At 62.3% G+C, this 15,926-nt stretch carries 12 protein-coding genes and 2 pseudogenes; 6 read left to right on the top strand and 8 right to left on the bottom strand.

The genetic code is table 11. The annotated features are described in order from the left end of the window. Positions 1 to 239 precede the first annotated feature (239 nt). The 4 genes from P0D87_RS02600 to glgC form a co-directional block, all read right to left on the bottom strand. Positions 240 to 701 (bottom strand): hypothetical protein, encoded by a 462-nt coding sequence (locus tag P0D87_RS02600; protein WP_006051121.1) that lies wholly within the window; start codon positions 699 to 701, stop codon positions 240 to 242. Between the two features lie 183 nt (positions 702 to 884). After that, a complete protein-coding gene (gene pdxY / locus P0D87_RS02595; protein ID WP_006051120.1) occupies positions 885 to 1,751 on the bottom strand; it encodes a pyridoxal kinase PdxY in 867 nt (288 codons plus the stop codon). Between the two features lie 227 nt (positions 1,752 to 1,978). Next, on the bottom strand, positions 1,979 to 3,439 hold the full coding sequence (gene glgA, locus P0D87_RS02590) for a glycogen synthase GlgA (RefSeq protein ID WP_053857878.1): 1,461 nt from the start codon (positions 3,437 to 3,439) through the stop codon (positions 1,979 to 1,981). A gap of 90 nt (positions 3,440 to 3,529) precedes the next feature. Continuing rightward, a complete protein-coding gene (gene glgC, locus P0D87_RS02585; RefSeq protein ID WP_029969138.1) occupies positions 3,530 to 4,795 on the bottom strand; it encodes a glucose-1-phosphate adenylyltransferase in 1,266 nt (421 codons plus the stop codon). Positions 4,796 to 5,347: 552 nt separating this feature from the next. Between glgC and P0D87_RS02580 the strand changes: the two genes are divergently transcribed. Further along, on the top strand, positions 5,348 to 6,496 hold the full coding sequence (locus P0D87_RS02580) for an alpha/beta fold hydrolase (RefSeq protein WP_053858998.1): 1,149 nt from the start codon (positions 5,348 to 5,350) through the stop codon (positions 6,494 to 6,496). 282 nt (positions 6,497 to 6,778) lie between these two features. Here P0D87_RS02580 and P0D87_RS02575 read toward each other — a convergent pair whose 3' ends face one another. Beyond that, complete coding sequence (locus tag P0D87_RS02575) at positions 6,779 to 8,227, bottom strand: hypothetical protein (RefSeq protein WP_053857879.1); 1,449 nt, start codon at positions 8,225 to 8,227, stop codon at positions 6,779 to 6,781. Beyond that, entirely contained in the window at positions 8,224 to 9,621 is a 1,398-nt protein-coding gene (locus tag P0D87_RS02570; protein ID WP_053857880.1) for a KGGVGR-motif variant AAA ATPase, read from the bottom strand. The genes P0D87_RS02575 and P0D87_RS02570 overlap by 4 nt, the downstream gene beginning before the upstream one ends. 581 nt (positions 9,622 to 10,202) lie before the next feature. Between P0D87_RS02570 and P0D87_RS02565 the strand changes: the two are divergent. Together P0D87_RS02565 and P0D87_RS02560 are read left to right on the top strand one after the other, a co-directional pair. Further along, positions 10,203 to 10,442, top strand: a pseudogene (locus P0D87_RS02565) (alpha/beta fold hydrolase); the annotation flags it as partial. Positions 10,443 to 10,540: 98 nt separating this feature from the next. After that, positions 10,541 to 11,050: a DUF2867 domain-containing protein gene (locus P0D87_RS02560; protein WP_053857883.1), complete on the top strand. Its 510-nt coding sequence runs from the start codon at positions 10,541 to 10,543 to the stop codon at positions 11,048 to 11,050. Positions 11,051 to 11,136: 86 nt separating this feature from the next. On the opposite strand, the gene P0D87_RS02555 is transcribed toward P0D87_RS02560, so the two are convergent. Together P0D87_RS02555 and P0D87_RS02550 are read right to left on the bottom strand one after the other, a co-directional pair. Further along, positions 11,137 to 12,585, bottom strand: a complete 1,449-nt coding sequence (locus tag P0D87_RS02555; protein ID WP_053857884.1) for a sialidase family protein — start codon at positions 12,583 to 12,585, stop codon at positions 11,137 to 11,139. Between the two features lie 240 nt (positions 12,586 to 12,825). Beyond that, positions 12,826 to 13,143, bottom strand: a pseudogene (locus P0D87_RS02550) (5'/3'-nucleotidase SurE); the annotation flags it as partial. 175 nt (positions 13,144 to 13,318) lie between these two features. Here P0D87_RS02550 and P0D87_RS02545 point away from each other — a divergent pair. The 3 genes from P0D87_RS02545 (at position 13,319) to P0D87_RS02535 (ending at position 15,796) form a co-directional block, all read left to right on the top strand. Next, a complete protein-coding gene (locus tag P0D87_RS02545; RefSeq protein ID WP_053858999.1) occupies positions 13,319 to 13,624 on the top strand; it encodes a DUF4148 domain-containing protein in 306 nt (101 codons plus the stop codon). Positions 13,625 to 13,786: 162 nt separating this feature from the next. After that, entirely contained in the window at positions 13,787 to 14,476 is a 690-nt protein-coding gene (locus tag P0D87_RS02540; RefSeq protein WP_053859000.1) for a type 1 glutamine amidotransferase domain-containing protein, read from the top strand. A gap of 162 nt (positions 14,477 to 14,638) precedes the next feature. Then, complete coding sequence (locus P0D87_RS02535; protein ID WP_053859001.1) at positions 14,639 to 15,796, top strand: alkene reductase; 1,158 nt, start codon at positions 14,639 to 14,641, stop codon at positions 15,794 to 15,796. Positions 15,797 to 15,926: the final 130 nt, after the last annotated feature.

Here is a 15,926-nt window from a genome sequence, read left to right as displayed (position 1 = left end):
GCGAGGGGGGCGCGAGCGTTGATGCGTGCCGGAGCGAGAGTGCGGATTGGCGCACACATGCATGGAGACATGTGGCGAAGTGGTGGGCTTAACTGGTTGTAGGTGTCGAAGCTATGTGTTCAACACACAGCACGAAGATGCGCGCGAACACGATGGCCGCGGGGTGCAAGAGGAATGCGAGAGAAGCGAGCAACAGGACGCGCGAGCCCATGCCCGCGCGCTCGCCTAAGTAACCAGCGTTACCGCTCGCCTTGCTGACGCAGCACTTCTTCGCGCAGACGCAGCAGCGGCGCTTTGGTTTCGTCGTCGGCCCACGTGTCGAGATCGTCGATCGCGCGCTGGCAGCCGTCGAGCACGAGGTCGAGGTCCACCGGCACGCCGTTGTTCAGCGCGAATTCGATCGTCTCGGCGAACTGCTGGCAGTCGTCCTCGCCGTACGAAATGTCGAGGTTGTCCGCGATCACTTCGGCGATGTTGCTGCGCGCCTTGTCGTCGGGCGTCACCATGTCGATGATGCCGCGCGCGACGGCCGGCGAGTAGTAAAGCGCGATGTCGAGCCACTGCGCGGGGTCGAAGTCGGGCTGATCGAACTGGTTCTCGAAGAACTCGATGGCTTCCTGTTCATGCACCTCGTCGGCGTCGACGCTGATGCACAACTGCTCAAAATACTCTTCCCGCTCGCTGCGGATATAACCGTCCATCGATGCCTCGTCTGCTGAATGCCGGATGCCTGAGAAAGTCGCCGCACGAAGCCGCAAAGCCGCAAAGCCATTATCGGCTCGCGCGTGCGGCACGCATTATAGGACGACCGGCCGGCTGACAAGGTTCCTGGCGGCGCAACGCCGGCAACGCTGCGGCCCGCACCGCACCGCACGATGCGCAAGCTACGCCGTCTCGGCCACCCACGCGTCGAACCATTCGCGCGGCTGCGCGATTTCGTTTTGCGCGGGCACCAGTTCCAGTTCGTAGCGCCCGGCTTGCCACGTCGCCTTGACGACCGCGTTGACCGCGGCGAGCGTGTGCTCGAACGCGCCGCGAATCGTGTCGCCGAGCAGCGTGCGCGCGACGAACACCGCGCTCGTCAGATCGCCGACGCCGACCGGCTGCCGCGCGAACGGATAGAGCGGGCGCTGGCCCATCCACGCCTCGCGTTCGGTGACGACGAGCATGTTGAAACGATCCGCGGGACTGTTGCGATCGAGCAGGTGTTTGACCAGCACGAGCTTCGGTCCGCGCGCGATGATCTCGCGGCACGCGGCGACGGCTTCCTCGAGCGTCTCGATCTCGCGGCCGACGAGCCGCTGCAACTCCGTGTGATTCGGCGCCATCGCGTCGGCCACTTCCGGCATGGTGTCGACGAGAAACTGCTGGATGCCGGGCTCGACCTTGCAGCCGCTTGCCGCGCCCATCACCGGATCGCAGAAGTACCAGGCGCGCGGATTCGCGGCCTTCACGGCCTTGACGATTTCCAGCACCGACTGCGCCTGCTCCGGCGTGCCGAGATAGCCCGACAGCACCGCGTCGCAGCGCGGCAGCATGCCGATTGCGCCGATGCCTTCGGCGAGTTCTTCCATCTGCGCGGCGTTGATGGCGGTGCCGGTCCAGTGGCCGTATTGCGTGTGATTCGAGAACTGCACGGTGTTCAGCGGCCACACGTTCACGCCAAGCCGACGCATCGGAAACACGGCCGCGCTATTGCCCGCGTGCCCGAAAACGACATGTGACTGAATGCTGAGAACGTTCTTCGTCATGGTATGGCTCGCGCAGGCGGACGTGCGCGATCGGTGAAAACGGGAGGGATGCGCGGCGGCGATGCTCGGGCATGAACCCGCTACGCCGCGCGCAGGACTGCTTCATGTATTGCAAGAACAATGCACGGTCTGCATCGTAGGGAAACAATACAGGAGTTTGCCGCAAGCCAGTTGATCCGTCCCCGTGCTGTTGCGCCGAACCATCACCGGCGACGGCTCGGGCAGGATCAGGCCAGCTCGCGATAGAGCGCGAGATAGCGGTCCGCCGACGCGCCCCAGCCGAAATCCTGGCGCATCGCGCGGCGCTGCGCCGCCTTCCATTCGGTGCGCCGGCCGTGCAGCGCGAACGCACGGCGGATCGCGGCGGTCAGGCTGCGCGGCGTGAAGTCGTCGAACACGAAGCCGGTCGCGAGATCCTCGGCGAGATTTTCAAGCGATGCGTCCGCGACGGTGTCCGCGAGACCGCCCACGCGATGCACGAGCGGCAGCGATCCGTAAGCCAGCGCGTAAAGCTGCGTGAGACCGCACGGCTCGAAGCGCGACGGCACCGCGATCACGTCGCTGCCGGCGATGATCGTGTGTGCGAGTTTTTCGTCGAAGCCGAGTTCCACCGCGACCGATTCCGGATGCGTCTGCGCGACGCGCTTCAGGCCGTTTTCGAGCGCCGGGTCGCCGGTGCCGAACACGACGAGCTGACCGCCGCGCTTGACGATCTCCGGCACGGTTTCGAGCAGCAGGTCGAGACCCTTCTGTTCGGTCAGGCGGCTCACCACGCCGAACAGCAGTGCATCGCTTTTTTGCGCGAGGCCGAAGCGTTTTTGCAACGCCTCCTTGCACGCGAGTTTGCCGGCGAGCCGCGTCGCGGTGTAGCGGTGCTCGAGGAGCGCGTCGTTCGCGGGGTTCCAGACCGTATAGTCGACGCCGTTCAGGATGCCGCACAGGTCATGCGCGCGGCTGCGCAGCAGGCCGTCTAGTCCGCCGCCTTGCGCAAGGGTTTGAATCTCGCGCGCGTACGTCGGGCTCACGGTCGTGATGCGGTCGCTGTAATAGAGCCCCGCCTTCAGAAACGACAGTTGTCCATAGAATTCGACGCCGCGCATGCTGAAGAAATCGTCCGGCAGGCCGAGCTGGCCGAACTGATGCGCGGGAAACACGCCCTGATACGCAAGGTTGTGCACGGTAAAGACGCTGCGCGCGGGCGCCCGGCCGTGCTGCCGTTCGGCCGCTTTCAGATAGGCGGCAGCGAGCCCCGCGTGCCAGTCGTGCGCGTGGACGATCTGCGGCGACCACGCCGGGTCGAGCTGCTGCGCGAGTTGCGCGGCGACCCAGCCGAGCAGCGCGAAACGCTGTGCGTTATCGCCGTAGGGTACGTGCTCGTCGTTCAGATACGGATTGCCTGGCCGGTCGTACAACGTGGCCGCCCGAATCATGTAGACGACGAGTCCGTTCGACGGCAACGTGCCCTGTTCGAGCGTCACGCCCGGCGCATCGAAGCGGCGGCCCAGTTGGGCGACCGGACGCAGGTCGTGCAGGCCGGCCGCGACCGCGGGAAAGCCGGGCAGCAGCACGCGCACGTCGGCGCCGCGCTCGACCAGCGCGGACGGCAGCGCGCCCGCGACGTCGGCGAGACCGCCCGTTTTCAGGAGGGGATACAGCTCGCTGGCGACGTGTAGGGCGCGAATCGTCATAGGCTCGGTCTCGTTCCTTTAAAGATGTGACGGTCGATGCTTGCGGGCTGCGCTGGGCCGCTGCGGACGGCCGCGCGGCACCAGCGCTCATTAGTTCACGTCCTGCCGCAGCGCCTCGGGCGTGACGAGCACGACGCCTTCGTCGGTACGATAGAAACGCTCGGCGTCGCGCACCGGATCTTCGCCGATTACCGTGCCGTCCGGGATCGTGCAGCCGCGGTCCACGACCACCTTCTGCAAGCGGCAACTCGCGCCGACGGTGACCTGCGGCAACAAGACTGCCTCATTGATATTACAGAACGAACTCACCTTGACGTTCGACGACAACACCGAGCGCGAAATCTGCGAACCCGAGATCACGCAGCCGCCGCACACGATCAGATTGTTGCCCGAGCCTTGCAGCCCCTTCAGGTCGCGCACGAACTTGGCGGGCGGCAGTTGCTCCTGGTAAGTCCAGATCGGCCAACTGCGGTCATAGAGGTCGAGCGTCGGGATCGTGGAAGCGAGGTCGAGATTGGCGGCCCAATAGGCGTCGATGGTGCCGACGTCGCGCCAGTACGGCTCGACATTCGGGTCCGAGGACACGCACGACATGCTGAACGGATGCGCGATCGCGGTGCCTTGCGTGACGACGCGCGGCAGAATGTCCTTGCCGAAGTCGTGATCGGTATCGACGCTCGAGATGTTTTGTTCGAGCAACGCGTACAGGTAGTCGGCGTTGAACACGTAGATGCCCATGCTTGCGAGGGCGGTGTCGGGCCGGCCGGGAATCGCCGGCGGGTCGGCCGGTTTTTCGACGAAGCCGGTGACGCGGCGGTTTTCGTCGACGGCCATCACGCCGAAGGCCACCGCGTCCATGCGCGGCACTTCGATGCAGCCGACCGTGCAATCGGCGCCGCTCTCCGCGTGGTCCGCGATCATACGCGTGTAGTCCATCTTGTAGATGTGATCGCCCGCCAGCACGACGACATACTTTGGACGAATCGAGCGGATGATGTCGAGGTTCTGGAACACCGCGTCGGCCGTGCCGCGATACCAGTGCGCGCCTTCGACGCGCTGTTGCGCGGGCCACAGATCGATGAACTCGCCGAACTCTCCGCGCAGAAAACCCCAGCCGCGCTGCAGATGACGCAACAGCGAGTGCGCCTTGTACTGCGTGACGACGGCGATGCGCCGGATGCCGGAGTTCAGGCAATTGGACAGCGCGAAGTCGATGATGCGGAATTTGCCGCCGAAATGTACGGCCGGCTTGACGCGTTTGTTGGTGAGCGGACCGAGCCGGGTGCCGCGTCCGCCGGCCAGTACGATGGCGAGAGTGGTGCGTTGCAGATCGTTCAACCGTGCCGGCGTATCCATGTCTGTCTCCTTTGTCGACCGCGGTTAGCGCTATAGCGCTTACTGCGGTCCCATGTAATCGTTCCGTTGTGCCATGCAATGAATGCCTCGCTTGCTTCCCCGATGCGGCTGGTCGATCGCTTCTACATTGATTCGCGTTTGATTCGCGTTTGATTCGCTTTTGATTCGCGTATTGCGGCTGCTGCGCTGGCGAGCCCGTCCCGTAGTTCTAGCACTGAATGGCCTCGCGCGGGCGACGTTTCTCGGCTGCGAGCCGCCGACGCGCCCAACTGCGAACCTTCGGCCGAGGCGCGCCGACGCTCCGTGCGCCACGGCACATAGCGAGCGAGGTTCCGTGCGCAATATGCGTGCCACGCGATGTGCCGCACGGCGCGGCGTATCGCGGCGCCTCGTGGAGAAGCGGGCTGTGTGCGTGCCGCTGCGCGGTCGCGATGGGCGTCGTAGAATCGTCCGCGATTGCGCGGCATGTCGGCGGCCGCTTGCGGCGAACTTTTAATGTGCGCTGGCAGCCGCCTCCATCCGCATCCTTTTCCCGGCTTCTTCAATAGAAAAATGTCCATCAGCTTTCGCCGTCTTTCATTGCTTGCAACGTTGAGCGCCGCCGCATTCGGCGCGGCGCCGGTCACGGTTTGTGCCGCATCTGCGGCTTCTGCCGAAACGCTGGCGACGGGCTCGGTCGGCGCGTCGTCGACCGTATCCACAGCCGCTTCAACCAGCAGCGCATCCGAAACCGCCGCAGGCGGCGGCAATGCGGGCCCGGCCTACGGCCCCGAGTTGCAGGGCTTCACCTATCCCGAACCTGTCGGCCAATACGACTTCACTTCGCAAGGCGTTGCGCTGCATATGGCCTACATGGACGTCAAACCGGCGCACGCGAACGGCCGCACTGTCGTCCTTCTGCACGGCAAGAACTTTTGCGGGGCGACGTGGGAGGCGACGATGCATCGTCTGAGCGAAGCGGGTTATCGCGTGATCGCGCCGGATCAGGTCGGCTTTTGCAAGTCGAGCAAACCGGAGCACTATCAGTACAGTTTCCAGCAGCTCGCGCGCAATACTCATGCGCTGCTCGAGTCGCTCGGTGTGAAAGACGCGACCGTCGTCGGACATTCGACGGGCGGCATGCTCGCCGTTCGCTATGCGCTGATGTATCCGCGTGAGACGCAGCAACTGGTGCTCGTCAATCCGATCGGGCTCGAGGACTGGAAGGCGAAGGGCGTGCCGTCGCTGTCGGTGGACGACTGGTATCGGCGCGAACTGAAGACCAGCGCGGACGGCATTCGCCGCTACGAGCAGTCGACGTACTATGCCGGCCAATGGCGCGCCGATTACGAACCGTGGGTGCAGATGCTCGCGGGCATGTACCGGGGGCCGGGCAAGCGGATCGTCGCGTGGAATTCGGCGTTGCTCTACGACATGATTTATACGCAGCCGGTGGTCTATGAGTTCGGGCAGTTGAGCATGCCGACGCTGTTGCTGATCGGGCAGAAGGACACGACCGCGATTGGCAAGGACGCGGCTTCACCGGAAGTGCGCGCGAAGATCGGTCATTATCCGGAGTTGGGGAAGGCCGCGGCGAAAGCGATTCCGCATGCGACGCTGGTTGAGTTCGCTGACCTGGGCCACGCGCCGCAGATGCAGGACCCGGATGCGTTTCATAAGGCGCTGCTGGATGGGTTGGCGGCGGGCCTGGCGAATCGCTGAGGTTCGAATGACTCTTCGTGTTGCCGGCATATCCTTACGTCGCGCTTCACCAGGTGGCTCTTTTTGGTCTATCGCGGTTCCTAGGCGGACGCTTCAAGATAGGTGCTGGCCGTCCAGAAGTGGTCGCTCTTTGCGTTTCCAGTACAGGCTGCTTCAAACTGTTTTGCCGCTCCGCTTTTGCAACTGATCGACGATTCTAGGCAAAACGAGTCGGCCGCACGGTCCGAGCAGCGTGTTGAGAGGAGCACTCGCGAGCGTTAGGAAGGGTTTATAGCGAATGACTTATTGACGTTTTGGGACAGCGACCCCGCCCTTGCGCAAGATTCCAGCCTCCACCCGGTAGATGTCCGGTACGTTGATCTTGCCATTGCTGCGTTCGTCCATCACGGCCACCGCTTTCATCGCTTCGAGTAGCGCTTCCGGCCCTGGGCTATCCGTTAGGCCAGCGGGCGTCTTTATCACCTCGCCATAAGTTGATGATTCGATGGCTCGCATGACACGGCTCTCTTCCCACAGTTGGAAGAGCTGGTCGCGTGACATAGGGACGAACTGTCGCTTTAGCGCTTCCAGTGACGGACGAATCCACTCGTAGTCCTCATAGAGCTCGTTCAAGCGACTTTGGGACGCCGACCGTACCCCGTCAAGAAGACCTAAGTGGTCGATGGCGCGATCCGCAGGAGCCGGTACGCGCTCTGCGGCCTTTTTCCAGGCCGTGAGAAAGGTTCGAGGTGAACAGGTATTGGCCGCATCGCTCAGATGCAGGGGCACCCACGTGTAAACGAGACCGCGTTTCTTGTTGCTCCCCATAAACTCGCCTGCTACGGCATGAACCAGACTGCGCTGTGCATCCGCATGCAGCCTGCTGTCCTCACCGTTGATGGGCAGGGCAGCCAACGCACCCGTCTGCTTGGCCAGCATTTCCAATGCTGGACGACCATCCGGACTTCGAAGGATCTCGAACAGCACTAGGCCGTACAGTTCCTCTGACTGCCATACCAAGCTGACATGGTCGTTTCTGATCTTTGAGCTATCCGGAAATCTGAATATCTCACGGTCGGAAAAGAGGTCAACGCGCATGAATATCTTCGCGCGTATGAACCCGAACGACTGAAGGCCGATTGCCAGACGCAGCAAGGCGCGGGTCAGTTCCCTAATGGTTACCCAGTCCTGCGCCAACCGATCGAGCGCGTCGAAAACCACGAGCAAGTACTGTTTTTTGCTGGCTAGTTGCTCGTCTAACTGCGAGAGGGTTTCGGAGTAGCGACTCGGTTGCTGCTGGAGTGCACCAATGGTAGCGGCCAAGGTGTCGAACTTTCTACCGAGCATGTTCTCCGCCATCCGCAGCAGCAAGGCTTTCCAGATTAGGTCCGGGTCACCGACCAAAGTCTGCCGAATCTCGACAAGGTCGTCTACCGTAGGAGCGAACTCCAGCTTCTTGTGCGAGCCATTGAAGCCGATTCTGACTTCGGTGGATTTGAGCTCAGGAAACCGGTAGTACTCGGCCAGCTTGTTGCGAATGGTCTGGTTGCCGAGGGCATGCGTCCAGAAGCTCTTTCCCATGCCGCGATTTCCCACCACAAGCTGCCGACGCAGATCGAGTACGCCCCTATGCCCAACAGGCAAAAAGACCTCTTCGGGCAAGATCGTGGCGTTAGGCTCTACTCTCGATGCCAGTTCAAACTGGGCAATGGCCTGACGGATGGCGGTGAAGGAGGTAGCGACGTTGTTCAATTTGCAGGCTCGGTATTTGTAGGCTCAAGGATACGATCGATTGCATCCAAGAACGGACGGAAGCTTTGCTCATAGAACGCAGTGGTCAACTGCGCGGGTTCACGGGACGGGTCAAAGTCTACGAACGCCGGGTTGAACGGGATCGCAAGCGGCGTGTGCGGAGCCGCACCGTCGTGCTGTGTGAAACGGAGGGCGGTGACTTCGGCGTGTGCCTCATCTTCCGACTCTGCGTCATACAAGTATTCGGAATAAAGCTCATAGATATCGTCACGGAACCGATCGGCGGTCGCTGCGTTTAGGCTAGCCTTGGCGTAGACCGGCCGCAGAGCCAGACGCCAGTCCGCACTTCGTCCTTGCGCAGTGTCGCGTTGAGCTAGAAGTTGCAGTGCCGCGAAAAGCGCCCTGTACCCCTCGATCGTCTGTGCCTGAGCTGTGCCGAACAGCAGCACGGTTGCGCCGAGCCCGGTGACCGCCGGCGCTGCCAGTTCCGCCAGGCCGGCCCGGCTGTCAATGAGCACCGCGTCGTACGAACCCAAGGCGACGATGCGTTCGATCATGGACGAAATCTGCTGGCCGACTGAAACTGTGCCCGTTTCGGTCACGTCCTCGATCATGGCCCGCGACAGCTTAGCTAAGATGTTCTCCGGCGCGTCTTCCGATTTTCGGCCGATCGCAGGCATAACGTCGACCACGCCTCCACTCGCCGATGTCAGTTGGCTTGTGCCGACAAACTGCCGCAAGAGGCCGTTGCCGACGCCGCCCACGCCGTCTTCGACGAGGAAGTCGACAACGCCATAGTCGGGCAGTCGGCCATCTTCGAGCAGCAGATGACCCAGACCGGGGGCCTCTAGGTCCAGGTCGATCACAAGCACGTTGCGATTGCGTCGCGCTAGGTCGGCAGCCGCTACCGTCAGGGCTGTGGAGCGGCCTACACCGCCCTTCAAAGACGCGAACACCACGCGCGGCGGGTTGGACGCGAGGGTGGAGGAGGGCTCAGCTAGCCAGCCTGTACCCACGATGCGACGGTCAACCAAGTAGCAGAACTGCTCGCCTACGCGCACCGGAATACGCTCGGGAGACGTCAGTAAGGGAGACGCACCGTCTTCAGTGGGGTACACCACCGGGCGGTCCTTCCGCGCGTATGCGCCTAGGCGATCGACAATGCGCAGGCCGAGCGGATCCAGTGGCGGCGCCTCATCCGGGCACGGGTACTCTGCGCTGACAGACGTGCTAGCTTCCGCCGATGCTGGAACGGGCGGACGGTCAGCAGCAAAAAAGCTCAGGCGACCCGTTGCGTCGCGCAGCACGGTGCCCCGCTCCACGAACGCCTCGCCACCCCAGTTCCTGAGAATCTCGATCAGGGTCGGCAGCGCGTCATCGAAAAGTACTTGCATTACTGTTCCTCCATCTGGCCGATCAACCTCTTCGCATCTCCCTGCCACCCATCCACGAGGCCAGTAGGGACTTCGAGCGTCGGTGCATATCGCATCTCGGTGCTCCACGTCCGGAAAATCTGAGCCGCTCGCGCAATACTCAGCAGTTCACCGGACCTACGACCGGTCGCGGTAGTCTGCAAGAGTGTCTTCAACTCCGGAAAGTGCTTATAAAATGGATCGTTGCGCCGCTGATCACTTGCTAGGGGGCGCATGCCACTTTGAATCATCATCTGCTTCAGGGCCAACTCGCCTGCCAGACCGTACAAGTATCCTGCCACTGCTTTTGCGCCGGGTTGGGAGCCCGCTGAGTCCGACGTATAAAGCATCTCGGCAGCCTTGAAATGCCGTCGAGCGGATGTCTGATAGTCATGTGAGTAGGCCATGGCGGAGATATGGGCGGAAATGAAGGAGCATAGCGCACTCAGAAGCGGCGGTTAAGCCTGCGCTGAAATACGGCTGCTTCGGGCAGGCAGGGCGCGTCTTGCTAAAATTCGATGAACCATGCTTACTGTCTTCGGTACGCATTCATATCGCTCAACCCTTTACTGTTGCTGATCGGGCAGAAGGACACGACCGCGATTGGCAAGGACGCGGCTTCACCCGAAGTGCGCGCGAAGATCGGTCATTATCCGGAGTTGGGGAAGGCCGCGGCGAAAGCGATTCCGCATGCGACGCTGGTTGAGTTCGCTGATCTCGGTCACGCGCCGCAGATGCAGGACCCGGATGCGTTTCATAAGGCGCTGCTGGATGGGTTGGCGACGGTGCAGGGGAGTCGGTGAGGGTTTAAACGGCTCTTTGTCTCGAGATCGTGCTTCTATTTTGCTAACCGGCAGCGGCTCGACTGCTGCACACCATGAACCAACCCCGGAGTACGACCTTGACCAAAGCGCGCGCCGTACCCATGCCTGGCAACAGCGTACTCGCGCCGCTCTACGCGGGCGCGGATCTTTTGGACGCCTTTGCAATCCGACTGCCCGCGGGGGCCAGCGATGATCTTGAGGTGTTGGCACGCGCCGCGTTCGAGCGGCAGGCGTGGTGGATTCGTGCGCTCACCCGTGTCCGCGATCTGGTGATGGCGACGGTCGGCGTCAAATCGTCTCGCGACGTCGGTCTTGCGGCGGCGGCGCGTGGGCCGGTTATCGGCTACTTGCCGCTGCTGTCGAAGAGCGCGACGGAGCTGGTAGTCGGCGCGGATGACCGGCATCTGGACTTCCGCGCGACCATCCAACTACGCGGCGACGCGGCAAACGGGCGAGAACTGCTCGCGGCAACGGTGGTGCATTGCCACAACAGATTGGGGCGAATCTATCTTGCGACGATCGCGCCGTTTCATCGCGCGATTGTGCGGGCCAATCTGGAACGGGCAGTAAGAGCAATGAGAAGTTAAGCTGCCCTTAGCAGTGCCTGCGCTTCGCCTTCTTGGCTCGCAGCGCAAAGTCCACGCTGCGAGCCAACCACTCCCGCGCAAAACCGTTATGGCTGAGGCTGAGCAAACACATCAGTGCGATTGCCGAGGTTCCCGGAGTTCGTCTGCACGAAGAACGGCACGAAGCTCGAGCCGATCGCGGCCAACCCCTGATAATCCCCGACGAAGAAGCCCTCGGCATCCGGCGCGGTCTTGAGGTCGAATGCGCCCGCCACGTGTGTTTCATTGGCGAACGTCGTTCCCTTGTCCGTCGATGTCGTCTGCCAGATATCCGTCGGTAACGTCGTGGTGTTGCCATCCGCCAGATTGCGGAAATCGTAGTACGTCACTGCAACGGTCCCCGACGAATTGACGTTGATGCTCGGATTGAACGCCGGCCGTCCCGTGGGCGTGTTGACGCGGATTGGCGCGCTCCAGGTGCTGCCGCCGTCCTCTGAAGTAGACAGCGCGATCTCGTCGTAGAGCCCGCCATTGAAGCGCGAATCCTGCCAGACGACATACAGTTGCCCCGTCTTCGGATCGATCGCGGGCTCGGGAATGATGTCTCCCGAACGCACCGCTTCGCCGGTGTTCGGATCGAACACCGATACGGTCTGCAAACCGGAGATGATTTTCGGCTTCGTCCACGTTGCGCCGTCGTCGGTCGATTTGATGAACGCCACCTTGCCGGCCGCTTTCGAAAACGGCGGAGAGATCAGGTCGAAGAAGTCATAGAGCGTTCCGTTCTGCGAGTTGACGACGATCTGGTTGCCGATCGTCTGTTGCCGGGAAGGCACCGTCACGATCACGGATGGCGGACTCCATGTCAGGCCGCCATCGGATGTCTTCGAGAACATCGATGGCCCGCGGAAGGCGGCCGTGTGCGTGTTGGCGTACGGATTGCCGTTCGGCAATTCGAGCCGGTCCCACACGGCGTAGGCGACGCCTGCCTTGATCGGATTGGCCGTCACCGATTCCTTGTCGTTGAAGAATTGCAAGGTCGGTTCGTTGTTGGCGATGATGGTGCGCGGGCTTGCCCAGGTCAGGCCGCCGTCCTTCGAAACCGAAGCGAGCACCGCGTTGCTGTTGTTGGATTGGTTGAAGGAGATCGACACGGCGTACGCGGTTCCATCGGGGCCGATCGACACCCACGGATCGGACGCGCGCTCGTAATCAGTCCCGCCCGCGCATGCGGTGAAAGGCAGTGCAGCCGGCGTGGCCCATGTCAAACCGCCATCGAATGATGGGCGGGCAACCAGGCCGTGTGCGCCGCCGTTGTCCCATCGGTCCTGCTGCCATACGCCGATCAGGTTCGACGGATTTTTCGGGTTCGTGGCGACCCACGGCTCGACTTCGGCATTGACGTAGTTCGTGCCGGGGCCGCCGATGGTGCAAGTGGCAAAAAGGCTGGGGCCGGACACGAGGACGGGCGCGGCTCGACTGGTCGGAATGGTTGCGGCGAGTACAAGAGCAAGCGGAACGCTGCTCAGAAATGCACGGGGCTTGTTGCAACGCATGGAAGGCTCCTTCTCCATTGCGACCTGTAGCAGCCCACGGTAGCGCGCCGGCAGTTGCGAAAGAAGTGGAGTGGCGTTGCACCTTCGCCGGAAGTCTTAACGATGGCATCGTCGGCGCGCCTTGTTTCCGCCATTATTCGCTCGCCATACTCACTACCGCTTCAACTGCCACAGACCGCGAGCGCTGATCACCGCCAGCGCATCGGTCACGATTTCACTACGCAATATCAAGTGGTTTTTTCACGCATCGGAAAACGTCGTCACGGTATGAGCGGACGCTTTGCGAAGACCGTCTTTTGTCAGATGCGTGGATTGGACTTTAGGTCGCGGCAACGGACGTTGCGGGAATTTTTTGTAACGATTGAAAGCGATACACATTCTTGTTTGTCGTTTCGGTCCGCACCTGCTCGCGAGCATCACGATGCAATCGCCGGGCGTGCGTTGCACGCCGAAGCGCCGCTGCCCGTGACGCGAAATGCGCAGCGGCGAATGCAGGCTTATGGAATGCGACGTTCCGCTCTGGTCGTGTGCGGGTGCGACGACCCGGCCTTCGTGCGCCTTCCAACTCCACGATGCTCCTGCCTGTGACCCTCACTCATAGGATCACAAGACGCCTTCTTGCCTCGGTTTCGTTTGCTTAAAGTGACACCACTGCAGCAGCTTTCCTTCTGTCCCGCTGCTGCAAGCACAGTTACTTCGCCACTTTATTCAACGACAACCTTTGGAAGAAATCATGAAATCGCTCATCAATGCTGTTGCAGTCGCCGCCGCCCTTGCCATCCCCGCAGCATCGTTCGCTCAGTCGAACGATCAGGTCAGCCGTGCGCAGGTTCGCCATGAACTGGCGCAACTCCAGAAGGCTGGATACCGTGCTGGCCAAGGCGATCAAGCGTTCTATCCGGCTCAGATCGAGGCCGCCACTGCACGTGTGGCTGCGGAGGAAAAGTCCGCGAGCGGCTTCGGCGGTGCAAACAGCGGTTCCTCCGCCAGTGGCGCACCGGCGACCAACGGCGTCCGCTCTCTGTATTCCGGCCGTTGATTCAACGCTGCGAACGATGTCACGACGAAATGAACGGACCTTGCTGCGCCCTAACCGATTGCAGAGGCGAAGCACTGACTACATAGCCGTGTCGTCATGACAGCGTTGCCGGCAATTCGCAACTCAAATTCGCAACTCACCTATCACGCATTGGAGAACGACATGAAAGTACTGATGGTTTTGACCTCGCACGATCAATTGGGCAACACCGGCCGCAAGACCGGCTTCTGGCTGGAAGAACTCGCGGCGCCTTACTACACGTTCAAGGACGCGGGCGCTGAGATCGTGCTGGCCTCGCCGCAGGGCGGCCAGCCGCCGCTCGATCCGAAGAGCAACGAGCCGGCCAATCAGACCGACCAGACACACCGCTTTGAAAACGACGCGGCGGCCAAAGCGCAACTCGCGGCAACCGTGCGCCTCGACAGCGTCTCGCAGGCGGACTTCGACACGGTGTTCTATCCCGGCGGCCACGGCCCGCTGTGGGACCTGGCCGAAGACCCGCATTCGATCGCGCTGATCCAGTCGTTCATCGCCGCCGGCAAACCCGTTGCACTCGTGTGTCATGCACCGGGCGTACTGCGCCACGTCACCACGGCGGACGGCAAGCCGCTGGTCGAAGGCAAGAAGGTGACGGGCTTCGCGAATTCGGAAGAAGCCGCGGTGGGCCTCACCGAGATCGTGCCGTTCCTCGTTGAAGACGAACTGAAGGCCAAGGGCGGCATTTATTCGAAGACCGTCGACTGGGCTCCGTATGTAGTCACCGACGGCCTGCTCATTACCGGACAAAACCCGGCTTCGTCGTCCTCCGCTGCGGCCATTCTGATGAAGCACCCGGCGCTCGCCGCGCAATAAAAGCCGCCTGTCTGCCGACGCGCGTTGCCTTCGGGCAAGCGCGCGGCATCTTCACCAAAGAGTCAGTTAGCTGATCGCGCAGGATCGCCATGATCGCGCGCAGCCGGCTCGATCGAGCCCGTCGCAATGCGCGACCTGGGTCCATTCGGGAGCGAAAAGAACATGGAATATCCTTCACTCTTCACGCCGCTCAAGCTCGGGCGGCACATCTTGCGCAACCGTATCGTGCTGCCGCCGCTGACGCGCCAGAGAGCCGCCCAGCCCGGCGACATACCGGCCGCATCGAGCGCGCTCTATTACCGCCAGCGCGCCGGCGCGGGCTTCATGATCAGCGAGGGAACGCAGATCGAACCGCGCGGTCGGGGCTACGCGTGGACGCCCGGCATCTACAGCGACGAACAGGTCGAAGGCTGGGCTCGCGTGACCGACGCGGTGCACGCCGAAGGCGGCGTGATCTTCGCGCAGTTGTGGCATGTGGGCCGCGTCTCGCATACCGCGTTGCAGCCCTACGGCGCAGCGCCGGTTGCACCTTCGGCGATCGCGGCACAGAAGGTCAAGGCGTTCATCGAGACCGGTCCCGGCACCGGCACGCTGGTCGAGCCTTCGGTGCCACGCGAGTTGAGCGTCGCCGAGATCGGCGAGTTAGTCGGGCACTACGCAAAGGCAGCGCAGAACGCGCTGCGTGCGGGCTTCGACGGTGTCGAGATTCACGCGGCCAATGGCTACCTCGTGAATCAGTTCATCTCGGCACACTCGAACAAACGTGAGGACGAGTACGGCGGCTCGCTGCATAACCGCTTGCGCTTTCTGCGCGAAATCGTCGGGGCGGTCGCCGCGGTGGTCGGGCCTGCACGGCTGGGCGTGCGCTTCACGCCGTTGTTCACGAGCACCGATCAGGATCGCGTGTACATCGGGCTCGTCGAAGACGATCCTCATCGCACGTATATCGAGGCAATCAAGGTGCTGGAAGCTGCCGGTGCGGCCTATGTGTCAATAGCGGAAGCCGACTGGGATAACGCACCCGATCTGCCGGCGGCGTTTCGCGAGGAAGTCCGCCGGGTGTTCAGCGGCCGCATCATCTATGCGGGTCGCTACACGGCCGAGCGCGGCGCGCGCCTGATCGAAGCGAACCTTGCGGACCTGATTGCATTCGGCCGCCCGTACATCGCGAACCCGGATCTGCCTGAGCGCATCGCGAACGGCTGGCCGCTCAATGCCCTGAATCCGGCAACGTTGTATGGCGGGGGGGACGAAGGACTCACGGACTATCCGGCCTACGCGGAATCGTTATCCGTTCAGGCAGACGAGGTGATCGCATGAGCAAGGGATCGAAGCGGGCCGTCGCCTGTGCGATCGGGCAGCCCGACGACGTCGACATCGACGAGATCGTGCTTCGTCCCACGAGCCGTCCCACGAGCCAGGAGTTCTGAGCGAACGCTGACTCACACTT

Origin of the sequence: Paraburkholderia sp. RL17-368-BIF-A (assembly GCF_046054045.1) — a bacterium.
In the GTDB taxonomy this organism is placed as follows: Bacteria; Pseudomonadota; Gammaproteobacteria; order Burkholderiales; family Burkholderiaceae; genus Paraburkholderia; species Paraburkholderia graminis.
The sequence above is the reverse complement of the archived record's forward strand: the minus strand, read 5'-3'. Positions and strand labels throughout refer to the sequence as shown.

Excerpts from the sequence above, each read along its gene's own strand:
- pdxY (WP_006051120.1), bottom strand. The coding sequence starts at position 1,751 with ATGACGAAGAACGTTCTCAGCATTCAGTCACATGTCGTTTTCGGGCAC.
- P0D87_RS02540 (WP_053859000.1), top strand. The coding sequence starts at position 13,787 with ATGAAAGTACTGATGGTTTTGACCTCGCACGATCAATTGGGCAACACC.
- P0D87_RS02570 (WP_053857880.1), bottom strand. The coding sequence starts at position 9,621 with ATGCAAGTACTTTTCGATGACGCGCTGCCGACCCTGATCGAGATTCTC.
- glgA (WP_053857878.1), bottom strand. The coding sequence starts at position 3,439 with ATGACGATTCGCGCCCTACACGTCGCCAGCGAGCTGTATCCCCTCCTG.
- P0D87_RS02580 (WP_053858998.1), top strand. The coding sequence starts at position 5,348 with ATGTCCATCAGCTTTCGCCGTCTTTCATTGCTTGCAACGTTGAGCGCC.
- P0D87_RS02555 (WP_053857884.1), bottom strand. The coding sequence starts at position 12,585 with ATGCGTTGCAACAAGCCCCGTGCATTTCTGAGCAGCGTTCCGCTTGCT.
- P0D87_RS02545 (WP_053858999.1), top strand. The coding sequence starts at position 13,319 with ATGAAATCGCTCATCAATGCTGTTGCAGTCGCCGCCGCCCTTGCCATC.
- glgC (WP_029969138.1), bottom strand. The coding sequence starts at position 4,795 with ATGGATACGCCGGCACGGTTGAACGATCTGCAACGCACCACTCTCGCC.
- P0D87_RS02600 (WP_006051121.1), bottom strand. The coding sequence starts at position 701 with ATGGACGGTTATATCCGCAGCGAGCGGGAAGAGTATTTTGAGCAGTTG.
- P0D87_RS02535 (WP_053859001.1), top strand. The coding sequence starts at position 14,639 with ATGGAATATCCTTCACTCTTCACGCCGCTCAAGCTCGGGCGGCACATC.